General features: G+C 37.8%; 10 protein-coding genes. 2 read left to right on the forward strand and 8 right to left on the reverse strand.

The window, feature by feature from the left end; translation table 11 throughout:
• Nucleotides 1–689 precede the first annotated feature (689 nt).
• On the forward strand, nucleotides 690–1,637 hold the full coding sequence (locus H7U17_RS10685) for a formylglycine-generating enzyme family protein (protein WP_394353721.1): 948 nt from the start codon (nucleotides 690–692) through the stop codon (nucleotides 1,635–1,637).
• A gap of 178 nt (nucleotides 1,638–1,815) precedes the next feature.
• Here the strand turns inward: H7U17_RS10685 and H7U17_RS10690 are convergent, their stop codons facing one another.
• The 7 genes from H7U17_RS10690 to alaS form a co-directional block, all read right to left on the reverse strand.
• A complete protein-coding gene (locus tag H7U17_RS10690; RefSeq protein ID WP_186756713.1) occupies nucleotides 1,816–4,266 on the reverse strand; it encodes a leucine-rich repeat domain-containing protein in 2,451 nt (816 codons plus the stop codon).
• Nucleotides 4,253–5,095, reverse strand: a complete 843-nt coding sequence (locus H7U17_RS10695) for a hypothetical protein (protein WP_186756714.1) — start codon at nucleotides 5,093–5,095, stop codon at nucleotides 4,253–4,255. The genes H7U17_RS10690 and H7U17_RS10695 overlap by 14 nt, the downstream gene beginning before the upstream one ends.
• Nucleotides 5,092–5,670, reverse strand: coding sequence for a hypothetical protein (locus H7U17_RS10700; protein ID WP_186756715.1), 579 nt, complete (start codon nucleotides 5,668–5,670; stop codon nucleotides 5,092–5,094). Before H7U17_RS10700 ends, H7U17_RS10695 begins: the two co-directional genes overlap by 4 nt.
• Before the next feature lie 25 nt (nucleotides 5,671–5,695).
• Nucleotides 5,696–6,160 (reverse strand): nucleoid-structuring protein H-NS, encoded by a 465-nt coding sequence (locus tag H7U17_RS10705; protein ID WP_186756716.1) that lies wholly within the window; start codon nucleotides 6,158–6,160, stop codon nucleotides 5,696–5,698.
• A gap of 225 nt (nucleotides 6,161–6,385) precedes the next feature.
• Nucleotides 6,386–7,504, reverse strand: coding sequence for a TlpA disulfide reductase family protein (locus tag H7U17_RS10710; protein ID WP_186756717.1), 1,119 nt, complete (start codon nucleotides 7,502–7,504; stop codon nucleotides 6,386–6,388).
• 4 nt (nucleotides 7,505–7,508) lie between these two features.
• A complete protein-coding gene (gene gatB / locus H7U17_RS10715; protein WP_186756990.1) occupies nucleotides 7,509–8,972 on the reverse strand; it encodes an Asp-tRNA(Asn)/Glu-tRNA(Gln) amidotransferase subunit GatB in 1,464 nt (487 codons plus the stop codon).
• Nucleotides 8,973–9,063: 91 nt separating this feature from the next.
• Nucleotides 9,064–11,694, reverse strand: a complete 2,631-nt coding sequence (gene alaS, locus H7U17_RS10720) for an alanine--tRNA ligase (RefSeq protein ID WP_186756718.1) — start codon at nucleotides 11,692–11,694, stop codon at nucleotides 9,064–9,066.
• Between the two features lie 134 nt (nucleotides 11,695–11,828).
• Here alaS and H7U17_RS10725 point away from each other — a divergent pair, with 134 nt between their 5' ends.
• Nucleotides 11,829–12,806, forward strand: coding sequence for a M23 family metallopeptidase (locus H7U17_RS10725; protein WP_186756719.1), 978 nt, complete (start codon nucleotides 11,829–11,831; stop codon nucleotides 12,804–12,806).
• Between the two features lie 401 nt (nucleotides 12,807–13,207).
• On the opposite strand, the gene H7U17_RS10730 is transcribed toward H7U17_RS10725, so the two are convergent.
• The gene (locus H7U17_RS10730) at nucleotides 13,208–14,233 is read right to left on the reverse strand and encodes a LacI family DNA-binding transcriptional regulator (protein WP_186756720.1); all 1,026 of its coding nucleotides are present in this window, start codon (nucleotides 14,231–14,233) and stop codon (nucleotides 13,208–13,210) included.
• Between the last annotated feature and the right edge of the window lie 271 nt (nucleotides 14,234–14,504).

The following is a 14,504-nucleotide window of genomic DNA, read 5'->3' on the forward strand; positions in this document are numbered from 1 at the left end:
CTGTTTTATCTTAAGTTTTTAACATTCTTATTTTTTTTACATTAATGACAAGAAAAACAATAAACACTATAAAACTAATCAGCCCTATAACTATTCTCCACCAATCATCTATATATATTCCTTTTACTGTAACATAAATACTAAACAAAACCATGTAGGCAGATGCCAAAAGTGATATTAAAATTTTCCTTCGCTTTTTCATTAAACCAATTTTTTACAAAGACAATAATACAAAATTGAACAATCATTCAGTATCCCAAAGACCAGTTTTAACAATAATTTATTATTACTGTATCCCGAAATTATACAAGGAATACTTTATTGGATCTCTTGCCTGTATTACATACTAACAGGGATTAGTAAAAAATCTGCCAAAACGAGACAAACATCATGCTTTTTTAAATGTTTAGCAACCGCTTATAAAATTCTTAATGATTACCTTTACATTTATAGCGCTTAACCATAAATTGCTTTTCATTGGCTGTTATGGCTATTTTGAATAAAATTAACCCCATAGAATGATACAATTATTGCAAAATATAAGAACCCCATTTAATAATATTCTTTTAGCAGGAAGTATGCTAGGAGTTATGATGAGTTGTTCGGAAAAGAGTACAGGAGATAAAGAAGTTGTAAGCCAAATCCAAGAGAGTCCAAAATCTGAAGAAACAGTAAAGAAACAGGATGGGATGGTATGGATTCCAGGAGGTGAATTCCTTATGGGAACCAATGAGGATGAAGCTTATCCTGCCGAAAAACCTGCTGTAAAAAGATCGGTAAATGGTTTTTGGATGGATGAAACAGAGGTCACTAATGCCCAATTCAAAAAGTTTGTTGAGGAAACTGGATACATAACGGTTGCGGAGCAAAAGCCAGATTGGGAAGAAATGAAAAAGCAGCTTCCGCCAGATACTCCAAAGCCAGATGAATCCTTATTGCAACCAGGGTCAATGGTCTTTGTTGCCCCAAAACAGGCTGTAGATAAACGTGATATTTCACAATGGTGGCAATGGGTTGATGGTGCCAGTTGGAAGCATCCTGAGGGTCCTGGATCGGACCTAGAAGGAAGATGGAACCACCCTGTAGTTCATATAGCCTTTGACGATGCCGCAGCTTATGCCAAATGGGCAGGGAAAAGACTTCCTACTGAAGCGGAATGGGAATTTGCCGCGAAAGGTGGTCTTAGTAATTCAAGATATGCTTGGGGATCCGAGTTAAGGCCAAATGGAAACTTTATGGCCAATACTTTCCAAGGGAATTTCCCTAATGGAAATAAAGGTGAAGATGGCTTTATGGGAACAGCACCGGTAAAGAACTTCCCTCCCAACCAATTTGGTCTTTATGATATCATAGGAAATGTATGGGAAATGACTGATGATTGGTTTGATGCCATCAAGTTCCAGAGATTATCAGGAAGTGCTCCTCTATTGGATTCCAATATGAATCAATGTTATAATCCCACCAATCCTTACGCCCAAGAAAGGGTGATAAAAGGTGGGTCATTCCTTTGCTCAGACAACTATTGTATCAATTACCGGCCTAGCGCACGACAGGGACATGCCTATGACAGCGGCACTTCCAATGTAGGTTTTAGATGTGTTAAAGATGCTCCTCAAGAAACCTTGGGAATGAAATAAAAAAAGTTATTAATTGACAATAAAAAAGTCCGGTATCATTCAGATACCGGACTTTTTTATTGTCAATATGATTTAAGTATTTGAATCAATACCGTATGTATTTAATCTCTATAAGCTCTTTAGCAAAACACATTGTAAATTCATCTATTTAAAACATCAAATTAAAGAAAAACTGATATCAGTAATACCTGACATCACATTCAGGATTAGACTCCCTGAAATTATCGATTTGGCGGCTATTGATTCTAGTATTGAAACAAATCAGTCGTTTAAGATTAACCAAATCCTCAATCGGATTAATGCTCCGGACATTAGTACTGGCAATATCCAATTCCTCCAGATCATGGAGTGATTCTAATCCTTTTAGACGTTTCACACCAGTACCAGAGATAACCAGACTCTTAAGACGCTTTAGATTTTCCAATGGACGCAAATCTTCAATTCCAGTATTAGAAAGATTTAAATGCTCCAGCCCCTCTACCTTTCCAATAGGCTCCAAATCAGTAATTGGTGACTGCGAAATCTCCACCTTCCTCAAGCGATCAAAAGTAACAATATCGCTGATATCATAGAGTGGAGAATCATGAATATCCAAAGACTGAAGATTAATAAAGTCTACCAACGGTCTTAAAGAACTTATACCTTTTTTATCAATATCAAGTTCACGGATCGAGGTTAGCTTATGAAGCTCCCGATTATTAGGTTCTTCGGATAGGTTTCCAACCTCTGAAAAAATTTCTTTCCAAACTTCATCCAGACCATTCCACCAAGCATTCAACTCCTCACTCCTGAAAATGATATTAGCATCCGGAACTACCTGTAGCAAATCTTGCACCTCCCATAAAGGCACCTCTGTACCATCCACATCCAGATAATCCAGCTTTAACAAATTCTTTAAAGGTGCTATAGTCGCTAAACCGGTATTATTTAGGGATATATATTCCAGTCCTGAAAGCTCAGCCAAATCCTCTACATTAGTCACTATACTAGCATTACCAGAAATACGCTTCAAGGTTTTCAATTCCCTCAGCGGACTTAAATCACTAATTTTTGTATCATCAAACTTTAAAGACACCAACTTTTTAAATTTCAAAACAGGTCGGAGATTGACAATATCATTACCTGAAAGATCCAACGAATCCACACTCACTATTCTTGAGATAGATTCTACTGAAGGTGTTCCCTGATGATAGCCCAATAATTTATCCTCCAATACATCTTTCCAAGCTTCTGGTAAAGTCGACCACCAGGTTTGTAAGTTCTCCACATTATGGATCAGTAGGACCCTCCTATTTGCTCTAGCAAAATTATCAGCTTTTCCCTCTGAAATCCCAGTCCTGTCTGCGTATATTTTCTGAATACTTTTGTTTCCATCTATTGGTTCAAGACTACTGACATCTGTTTGGTTAATATTGATAACCTCCAAATGCTCCAGCCCCGCCAAAGGAGTCAAATCTCGAATATTGGTTTGGGACAAATTCACTTCTTCCAAGCTTTCAAGTTCTGCTAAAAAATTAAAATTAATTAAATAGTTTCCTTGAATGCTAAGATTCTTAAGTTGTCTAAGCTGATTAATACTTTCCATATTATTGAAGCCACTTCTCCCTAAATCCAACTCTTCCAGGGCTTCAAATGAGTTCAATGAAGAAAAACTCATAAGTGGTGTATTCACTGCTTTTAACACTTTTAAATTAGCCAGATATTGAAGGTCATCAATCTGCTGAATAAGCGTATTCGAAATATCCAGGTACTGTAAGTTCTCTGCATATTTTATAAATTGTATATCTTGAGCAGGCGTATTCGAAACATCCAAATAGGTCAAAAAAGTAACATTACTTATTGGTCCCAACTCACTGATCATCGTATTACTGATATCAATATACTTCAGGTCCCTTAATGCTTCCAAAGGCTTTAAGTCTTGGATATAAGTATTGCCTGACAAATTCAGACTATCAATAGCACTGATTTTATTTAAATGATCAACAGTTATGGAATCTTCAAGATGAAGGTCGAAGCTTTCCCTAAAATAAGTCTCCCACTCTAAAGAAAGTGTACCCCACCATTCCATTAACTCCTTATCCCGACTAAGTTTAGTAGTATAAATACTCGCAATCTTCAATTCATTGGAACGCCTATCAAGGTTTACCTCCACGAATCTAGGTTTAGTATTTTCAATCTCTTCTCCATCTAAGCCAGTAGCAGAAAGCGTCCTGTCCATGGAAACACTAAATGATAATTCGCCATTATCTCTAAGAAATGGCTTTACATCCCTCACTTTAAATTTAAAGCTGGCGTCCTTAAAGAAAAATTCAACATCCTTCAAATAAGCCGTTACGTCCTTATTAGTGATTACTTTTCGGTCAAGGACCAAATCGTCTTCCACCTGGACTTTGCTGTCCCTAAAAATCTTTTTATAACTTTCCGTAATGATTACATCCTTATCACGCGCAGGTGTTTCATCACTTCCTACCGTATTAAGGAAATATTCCAAAAACTGAACTTGGTCCTCTACTTTCTGGCTAAAATCTTTGATTTCCTGCTTTGAGTAGCCACCCATGTCTTGGGCAATCCCCATTCCTGGAATCAGAATTATGAACCAAAAGAAAACAAAATGCTTATTCCTGATCATAAATATAATTTAGGATAACCTCTTTTTCTTTTTCATCACTGTACTTACTGAGATTACTTACCAACCAACCAGTATTAAAACCCGGTCTATTGAACTGTGCAACCTCAAAATACCAGTTATCTATTTGAAAGAAATGAAACTTCACTCCTTTAACAGTTTCAAACTTTATATTACCATTTTTTATTTCATAGAGAAATATGGTCAGGTAATCGGGCTCAAACTCATCTGGTGTATAGGATTCTGGTTTCTTATTATCCTGCAATGCTTTTCTAAGATTCATGAAGCCGAGCTCATGACTCAAGGGGTGCAAGAAAGGCTTCTTATTTCCATCAGCCTTATCAAAAAAACGTTTAAAGGAATCAAAGGTCACTTTATCAATCACCCATTCATAACCAAGCCCTTCCTCTTCAAGCTTCATAAATAGAGTAATATCTTCTCTTTTACCTTTATATTGAAATACAGTAGAAACTTCTGCAAACCAATTTCCTCTATGGAAATTTAGATATTGAGGATAGCTTTCAGATAAGACTTGATCTTTAAATTCCTGTTTTAAATTCTCAGGGATATTGGAAGTTTGATTATCAAAAAGTAAACTGATGTATTTGGTCCTAAGTTCCCTGTTATGGTATTCTTCGTCACCAGCATAGTATCGTGTGAGACCATCCTGGCTTTCTTCTGCGTTAAATCGACGAAAGAATTGGTTTAGTTGTTTGGTTGAAGCAGCAAATCTGCCGTCATCCTTAATTTGTCCGGGGCCGTATAAACCCTGCCCCGGAGCAAATTGTATGGATGTAATTATTAAAATTACTAATAAGCTTAATCTCTTCATGCGGAAGTTTCAGTCACTCTAATATCACCCAGCATCACGTCCCAAAACTCTATAGTTCTACCAGCTACCTGAGTTTGTTTCTTCTCTACGTAAATGGTGATATCTTTCTTGGTAGTATCTTTATAATTTAGACCTGTCTCAGCAGAAGTCCCTTCAAATCTTTGATAAATGGTTACAACTCCTACATAGCGACCATCAGGCTGCCTCTCCAAATCAGAGATATAATGGATATCATACCAGCTGATTTTCACATTATCATAATTAAGCGCCATCAATCTTTCAAAGTATCTCCTTACAGGATAGTAGGCTACTTCTTGAGAATTTATAGAAGAAACGCCCATTTCTGCTCCTGGAGCAAACAATTCTTCTGCTCTATCCATTACTCGGTTAGCTTCAGAAAACTGCGTTTCTTTACTACCGATGATACTGATATATTTACTAAGGTCTTTTACCTTTTCCAAGGCCAAAGAATCAATTGCCTGTTTTCTTTGAGGACTAATATTATCTGATTGCGCAGCAGCAAAAAGCGTAGTCGCAAAGAACAATAAAACAAATGCTTGAATATGCTTTTTCATAATTAGTTTCTTTTCTGTGTGTTAATTATCTTCTACGAAGTTCTAGTTCAGTGATTCTACCGCTACCATCAAGTCTCACGTCACTGATGAAATTTAAATTCTTCTTAGTATCCTTCAAATAATTCAAATACTTTACGATGGTGGTCGGCTCATCGTAATCTTTAATTCCATTTTCTTCGTGGATAACAATCAAAACAGGAGTATTTTGATTTGAGAACATACTCAAAGCTTCTTGAATAGAGCTATTTGCACTTTGTACGCTGCTCGCATTAGCAACCGCTGAAAAATAATTTTCGAGCTTACCTACTGCTACCTCCTCTGCTGTCGGTTGAGGTTCTGCTGGAGCTGGAGCTGGTTCTTCAACAGGAGCCGGAGCTGGGGCTGCTTCAACTACCTTTTTCTTACTTTTACAAGCGCCCATTGCCAATAGCCCAAACAGTGCCAAAGTCATAAGCCTGCTGATAGGTGATTTTAGACTTCTTTTTTTCATGTTAGAATAGATTATTATTTTAAGTTGGTAATTTTAAGTAAGATTAAATATCCACTATAAAAGCAGTAATTAATTTATAGAAAATCAAGGTCTTTTTTCACCAAAAACTGGATTAAAAATGGCTTTGACTCAAAACTTCAGCCATTAGATTATTCCTGATCATCAATTTTTACTTAATATGGATATTCTTTTTAAGCTCTTGCTCTCTAAACAAAAAGCATTCCATTATTCAAATATCTCTTTCAATTTATTTTCTAAACTAGGACCTCTAAGATCCTTTGCTATGATTTTACCCTCAGGATCAACCATATATGTAGCCGGAATAGCATTAATATTATAAGTAGCAGCCGCTTCTGAGTTAAAGTATTTTAAATCAGAAACATGTGCCCAGCTTAACTTATCAGCCTCAATTGCTCCTACCCAAGCATCTTTACTTCTGTCCAACGATACGCCTAAGACCTCAAATCCTTTGTCTTTATATTCATTGTACAATCTTACCACATTTGGGTTTTCTTCTCTACATGGTTTACACCAAGCGGCCCAAAAATCAATCAATACATATTTCCCTTTGAAATCAGATAGATTAACGACTTCACCTTCTGGGTTAGGCAAAGATATTTCAGGAGCAGGTTGACCGATAGACAAGGCCCTCATTTCATCCAATTCCTGCTTTAAGCCCAAAATCATTTTGGTATCAGGATATTTCATATCCAACTGACTAACCAAACTATCAATATAAGAAAAATCATTTCTTGGATTTAACATACCGACAGCCGCTAAAGCCGCAAAGCTTCCCTCCATACTATCAATCGTACTTTTTACTTTCTGGGCATGCTCTGATTCAAGCTTCATTGCCTTTTCTTGGATAGCCTTAATGGCCGCCTCATCTTTTGCAGAAAGGGCTTCATAATACTCAGAATTCAACTGGTTGATTTCCTCTTGATAATCCTCAGATAACTGATCTACCTTAGCTACCTGCTGGGTATCAAATGAACCACTGATAGCAAAACTTTCTTCATTATTGAAGTCATAAGCAATATCCACGTCTTCACTGTACAGGGCCAACTTCACTTGTTTCTCTCCAAATAAATCCAGTTCATAAAAGTGCGGCCCATCCAAGGTCAACTTGTATTCAAACTTACCATTTTGTTTAATGGAAAGGGTATCCACTACTTCAATGCTATTATCAGTATACCTGGACAAAATCAAATCACCTTCTGGGTGATTTTCGAGCTTACCGCTCACTATTACTTCACCATCAAAAACAGACTTTTTCACCTCATTAGAACATGAGCTGATCAATACCACAAATAGTAAAGCAATATAATAATTGTAATTCCTCATATAATTAGTTATCTAATAGTTCGGATAATATTTTATTCGCCACTTTTGGATCCGCCTTTCCTTTGGATTTCTTCATTACTTGTCCCATGAACATGCCTAGAAGTCCTTTCTTCCCAGACCTATACTCTGCCACTTTAGCTTCATTCTCAGCCAAGACACTTTCTACTATCGGCTTCAATGAACCTTCATCACTTTCCTGGATCAAATTCAACTTCTGCGCAATCTCCAAAGGCGTTTGAGAAGCATCCTTTAACATTTCAGGATAGATCTTTTGAGAGGCTACCGAAAAGTTTACTTTCCCTTCATCAATTAATGAAATTAAACTTGCCAATTGTTTTGGCGACACTGGGAAATCAGAAATATGCAGTGTAAGCTCGTTCAAATAAGACTTAACCGGTCCCATCATCCAGTTAGACGCCGCTTTATAATTTTTGGTTTCAGCACACAGTTCCTCAAAATAAAGCGCTATTTCCTTGGAATCCGTCAACACATTGGCATCATATTCTGGCAATCCAAATTCTTCCACAAATCTCTTGTGTAATTCCCTCGGCAATGAAGGCATCCCTACTTTGATGCTTTCCAACCATTCCTCAGAAATTACCACTGGACTCAAATCAGGCTCTGGAAAGTACCTGTAATCATTCAAGTCTTCTTTGGTACGCATACTAGATGTTAAACCAGTCGTCGCATCAAATGTTCTGGTCTCGGAAATAATCTCCTCATTATTTTCCAACATGTCGATTTGGCGATCAAACTCATGTTCAATAGCCCTAGCTACATTTCGGAAAGAGTTCATGTTCTTCACCTCTACTTTCTTTCCAAGTTCAGTCTCGCCCTTCAGTCTTGTAGAAATATTGGCATCGCAGCGCATGGAACCTTCTTCCATATTTCCATCACAGATTTCCAAATAACGTACCAATTTCCTGATCTCTGCCATAAACTGGTAAGCCTCTTCAGAAGATTTGATACATGGTTCAGTTACAATTTCCAAAAGAGGCACCCCAGCACGATTATAGTCAACCAAAGTATCCACTTCTCCGGCAAGGTGCATGGATTTACCGGCATCCTCTTCCATATGAATTCTAGTTAGCTCTACATTTCTTTTCTCTCCTTTTTTCTCCAGAGTTACAGGTACAAATCCTCCAACACATACAGGATTTTTATCCTGGGTCAACTGATAACCTTTTGGCAAATCAGGGTAGAAGTAATTTTTTCTGGCAAAAATATTAGTTCTGGTAATCTCACTATTACAGGCCAATCCTAACTTCATGGCAAACTCAACTGCACGCTTGTTTACCTTTGGCAAGGTTCCTGGATGACCCAATGTAATTACTGAAATATTGGTGTTTGGAAGATTCCCAAACTCTGTTGAATCAGACGCATACATTTTGCTTTTGGTAAGCAACTGAACGTGAACTTCAAGTCCAACGACTAATTCATATTTATCTTTTATCTCCTTAGATGGCATTTTTATTAAAATATTTTTCATGAAACGCTTCAGATTTCCAAAAATGGTGGAGTTTTACCCCAAAACCAAATCATCAACCCGAGAAAACTTATTATATGGAAGAAAACATTTCCTTAGCTTTGACCACTACTTGGTCCAAACCAGCTACATTTTTACCTCCAGCTGTTGCGAAAAACGGCTGGCCGCCTCCACCACCTTGGATTTCCTTCGCCAATTCCCTTACCGTATTTCCAGCATGAAGTCCTTTTTCAGCAATAAGAGAATCCGCAATGACTACTGCTACCTGAGGCTTGCCATTGATATCGGCTGCAATCACGGCAAGTACATTTTCAACCTCATTCTTCAACTCAAAGGCTAACTTTTTCAAGGCATCTGCAGAAGGCAAAGAAACTTTGGCAATAATCTGATTACAGCCATCCTTGCTTACCTGAGCATTAATCAACTCATCTTTCAACCCAGCCGCTTGCTTAAGATGCAAAGCTTCTACTTCTTTCTTAAGATCACCTCTTTCCTGAATCAGGGCCTCAATGGACTTCTTCAGGTCTTTTGGATTTTTCAGCATCTCCTGCAATTCTTTTACCAAGGATATCTGTTCACTAACAAAATCCTCTGCAGCTTTTGCTGATATGGCTTCAATCCTTCTCACACCAGATGAAATAGATCCCTCTGATACAATTTTGAACAAGCCAATTTTACCTGTTGATGATACGTGGGTACCACCACAAAGTTCTACCGAATATTCAGGCCCAAAGGTAATTACCCGCACAAATTCACCATATTTTTCACCAAAAAGAGCAGTAGCCCCCATTTTCTTGGCTTCCTCTATAGGAACATTCCTTTGCTCATTCAACGGGATATTCTCCCTAACCTTTTGATTGACAATATGCTCTACCTTAGCAATTTCCTCATCAGTCAGTTTGCTAAAGTGCGAAAAGTCAAATCTCAATAAATTTTCATTGACCAAGGATCCTTTTTGTTGAACATGATCTCCCAGTACTTCCTTCAAAGCTGCATGCAATAAGTGGGTAGCAGTATGATTATTCATGGTCAGCTCCCTTTTGCTCTTATTTACTTTGCACGTAAAGCTAGCTGTAGGGTCTTGGGGAAGTTTCTCCACAAAATGCACAATAAGGTCATTCTCCTTTTTGGTGTCAAGCACCTTGATACTTTCCTTGTCATTCACCAAAACACCAGTATCTCCAACCTGTCCACCACTTTCTGCATAAAAGGGAGTTTCCTCCAGTACCAGTTGGTATTTGGTGGATTTCTTTTCTTTGATCTCTCTGTATTTGATGATCTGGGTGGTACTTTCCAGATTGTCATATCCAACAAACTGTACTCCTCCGTCTTCTCCAACAAGCATCCAATCTCCCGTCTCATGCTCAGCCGCAGCACGGGATCTTTCCTTCTGCTTGGTCATTTCCTGATCAAATCCTTTTTCATCTACAGAGATACCATTTTCTCTTGCAATCAATGAAGTCAAGTCAAGGGGAAAGCCAAAAGTATCATAAAGCTCGAAAGCTACTTGTCCAGGTATCACCTTTTCTCCTTTGTTTTCCATATCCGCTTTGATATGTTCCAGCCTTTTCAAACCATTATCCAAAGTGCGCAAAAAGGATTGTTCCTCTTCAAATATCACCTTGGCAATAAACTCTTGCTGAGAGGCTATCTCAGGAAACATCTCGCCAAAGTGTTCAGATAGCAACGGAAGTAGTTCGTACAAGAAAGGTTCATGAAAACCTAGAAAAGTATATCCATACCTAACAGCCCTTCTCAAAATTCTTCGAATCACATAGCCTGCCTTATTATTGGATGGCAACTGACCATCAGCAATGGTAAAAGAGATTGCTCTAATATGATCAACAATTACCCTAATAGCTATATCTATCTTTTCATCTTCCCCGTATTTCTTACCGGATTTCTTCTCTACCGCCTCTATAAATGGAGTAAAGACATCCGTATCATAATTGGAAGTCTTATTTTGGATAGCCCTTACCAACCTTTCAAAGCCCATGCCTGTATCGATATGCTTAGCGGGCAATTCACTAAGGCTACCATTGGCTTGCCTGTTGAACTGTATAAATACCAAGTTCCAAACTTCTATCACCTGTGGATGATCCATATTGACCAAATCCTTGCCAGGAACCTGTTTGATTTCCTCTTCCGATCTAAGGTCAATATGGATTTCGGAACATGGCCCACAAGGCCCAACATCTCCCATTTCCCAGAAATTATCTTTTTTGTCTCCAAAAAGGATCCTATCCTTCTCTACATGTTCCTCCCACATTCTGAAGGCCTCCATGTCCTTTTCAAGTTGATCACCTTCATCCCCTTCAAACACGGTAACATACAACCTTTCTTTAGGAAGCTTATAAATCTCGGTGAGCAAATCCCAGGACCATGCGATTGCTTCTTTCTTGAAATAATCTCCAAAAGACCAGTTCCCAAGCATTTCAAACATGGTGTGGTGATAGGTATCCACCCCCACTTCCTCCAAATCATTGTGCTTGCCTGAAACTCTCAAGCACTTTTGACTGTTGGTTGCTCTAGTATAGGCAGGCACCTCATTACCAAGGAAATAATCCTTAAACTGATTCATACCGGCATTGGTAAACATCAGTGTTGGATCGTTTTTCACTACGATCGGTGAAGAAGGTACAAATTGATGTTGCTTGGATTGGAAATACTCAATAAAAGTACTTCTTATTCTTTTAGCGTCCATGTAATGAGTTATGCTTATTAATATTCGGATAATACAATTGATATGTCTATATTGGCGAATTGAGCGTTTTATACTAAGTCACCCGTACCCACCTATAGGGGTACAAAAATAGAAGAATTACCATTGATTTAATAATGAGTAGGATAAAATATTACTACGATCCAAAAACCTGTAAATACGAAAGATACACTAAAAGTAAATGGGATGTGCTTTTGGGGGTATTAGGTTTTCTTTCTCTTTCTTCCATTACGGCAGTAGGAATCCTATTAGTCTTCAGTTATTATTTTGACAGTCCAAAGGAACTTTTGCTGAAAAAGGAAAATGAAGAGCTAAAGTTTTATTACCAAATGATGAATACCGAAATTGACCGTCTGAACAGTATGATGGGAGATTTGAAAGATAGAGATGATAATTTGTACCGTGTCATCTTTGAATCAGAACCTATTCCTAGATCCATTAGGGAAGCTGGCTATGGAGGTAGCGACCGTTACACTGAACTAAAAGAGAAGGGCTTAAAACAAGAGCAATTGATCATAGATGTACTGGAAAAAGTAGGCAAGCTCAAAAAACAAATGTACGTGCAGTCACTTTCCTATGATGAGATAGCTGAGAAAGCACTGAATAAAGAAGAATATTGGGCATCTATACCAGCCATTCAACCTATTCACAATGAAGACCTCAACAGGTTGGCCTCTGGTTTTGGCATGAGATTGCACCCGATTCTCAAAGTAAGAAAAATGCATACGGGTATAGATTTCTCTGCGCCAAAAGGAACTCCCGTCTATGCAACCGGAGACGGAAAAGTGGTGGAGGTTAAAACTGAATTTGGTGGTTATGGAAAATCCATCATTATTGACCACGGTTTCGGCTTTAAAACCAGATATGGTCATTTGAATGAATTCTCAGTGAGAAAGGGCCAAACTGTCAAAAGAGGTGATGAAATAGGTAAGGTTGGAAATACAGGCTCCTCAACGGCTCCCCATGTTCATTATGAGGTAATCAAGGACAATCGAAAAATCAACCCGGTTAACTATTTCTTCAAAGACATCGAACCTTCTGAATTTGATAAAATTCTGGAACTTGCCTCCAGAGAAAACCAATCCCTATCATAAATCAAAAGATTTCAAAGACATAAAAATCCCCAGCAGTTTACAGATATAATTGCTGGGGATTTTTCTTAATAGATTAAATAAACCGCTACAAAGGCAATGATGTAACCACCCAAAAAACAAAAAAAGAAGGGTTCGGATAATCGTAGCTTTTTATAGTCGGGCCAATGCTGATGCGAGTATTTGTAGCTTAACTTTCTAAAATACTTTTCTGGATAAAATGACAATAAGCTCAGTCCAAATAGCAGGGTCAGAGTTATCAGGGTAAACGCTATCTCCATGTCCATTTAACTTTTCATCAAGTTACATTTCTTTTGAGATTAGCCCTAATATCAAGCCCCTAAATTAAGCAAAGATTAAGCGAAAGTTACCATTAATTAATATACAAAAATCAATTACCTAACTCATTGTTTTTTAACTGATTCCCTAACGATCAAATCAGCATTAAGTACTACCCTTTCATTGGGACTTTCCATGCCATTATTGATTTTATTCAAAAGTAATTGCATGGCCTTTTCCCCTATCTCATAACCTGGCTGGTCTACTGTACAAAGTGTCGGACTTACTATTTCTCCCAATTTCCAATTACTGAACCCTATGATGCCAACTTCATCTGGAACTTTAATATCTTTTTCACGCAAATACTTCATTACCCCCAGTGCCACCAAATCAGTGACACAGAAAAAAGCATCTGGTGGTTCGGGAAGGCTCATTAATTCTTGGGCAAAATGGAATCCCTCGTCTTCAGTCAATAAATCACAAACTTTAACGTAATCCTCATTAACACTTTGCCCGTGTTTTTCAAGGGCCTCAGCATAGCCTCGATAGCGCTCGTTTGAGTGTTGTACAATCAACCTTCCTCTAATATGAGCGATTCTTTTATATCCCAAATCAAGCAAATAACTTACTGCCTGATATGCTCCTGCATAATCATTGACAATTACCTTGGGCGTATCAAATTGATCACTTATTTTATCTACCTGAATCACCGGTATATCTGCTGCGATAAAATCTTTCAGGTGGCTGACTTCATCTGTTTCATTGGACAAAGAAATAATCACTCCATCCACCCGGCTATTCAATAGCGCCTTGGCCACTTTCTTTTCATCATCGACGTGTTCATTGGATTGGCAAATCATCACATTATAACCATATTCATTGGCCTCCTTGATTACCCCACTGATAATGGTAGAAAAAAACTGGTGTACCAGCTCGGGAATGACCAATCCAATATTATAAGTTTTACTCTTGCGAAAATTAACAGCGAGTAGATTGGGGACATAATGGTGTTTGTCCGCATAATCCTTCACCAACTTAATGGTTTCCTTACTTATATCAGGATGTGACTTTAAAGCCCTGGATACCGTAGAAACTGCCAATCCTAATTCCTTGGCAATGTCCTTTAGAGTTAATTGATGCTTTTCCGACATGAACTTACTTTAGTTTATCAAATCTAAAAATTTCTTGCGAGTATTTATCCTGTCTGTCATTAAGCTGATATTAGAGATATAATTGAACAATCAATATTTTTTAATCGATCACAATATATTCCAAGTATTTTGGGTGATTTCCTTTAACTAAACAAGCAGGACAAAACTAATTTTAACATACATATTCCCCCGCATTTAAACAAAACTCCATCTAATTAATTTAGAATACATTTAAATAGCACTCACGAAATTGATTGCACAAACGATTGCG

The organism is Echinicola salinicaeni (genome assembly GCF_014280965.1).
GTDB classification, from domain to species: domain Bacteria; phylum Bacteroidota; class Bacteroidia; order Cytophagales; family Cyclobacteriaceae; genus Echinicola; species Echinicola salinicaeni.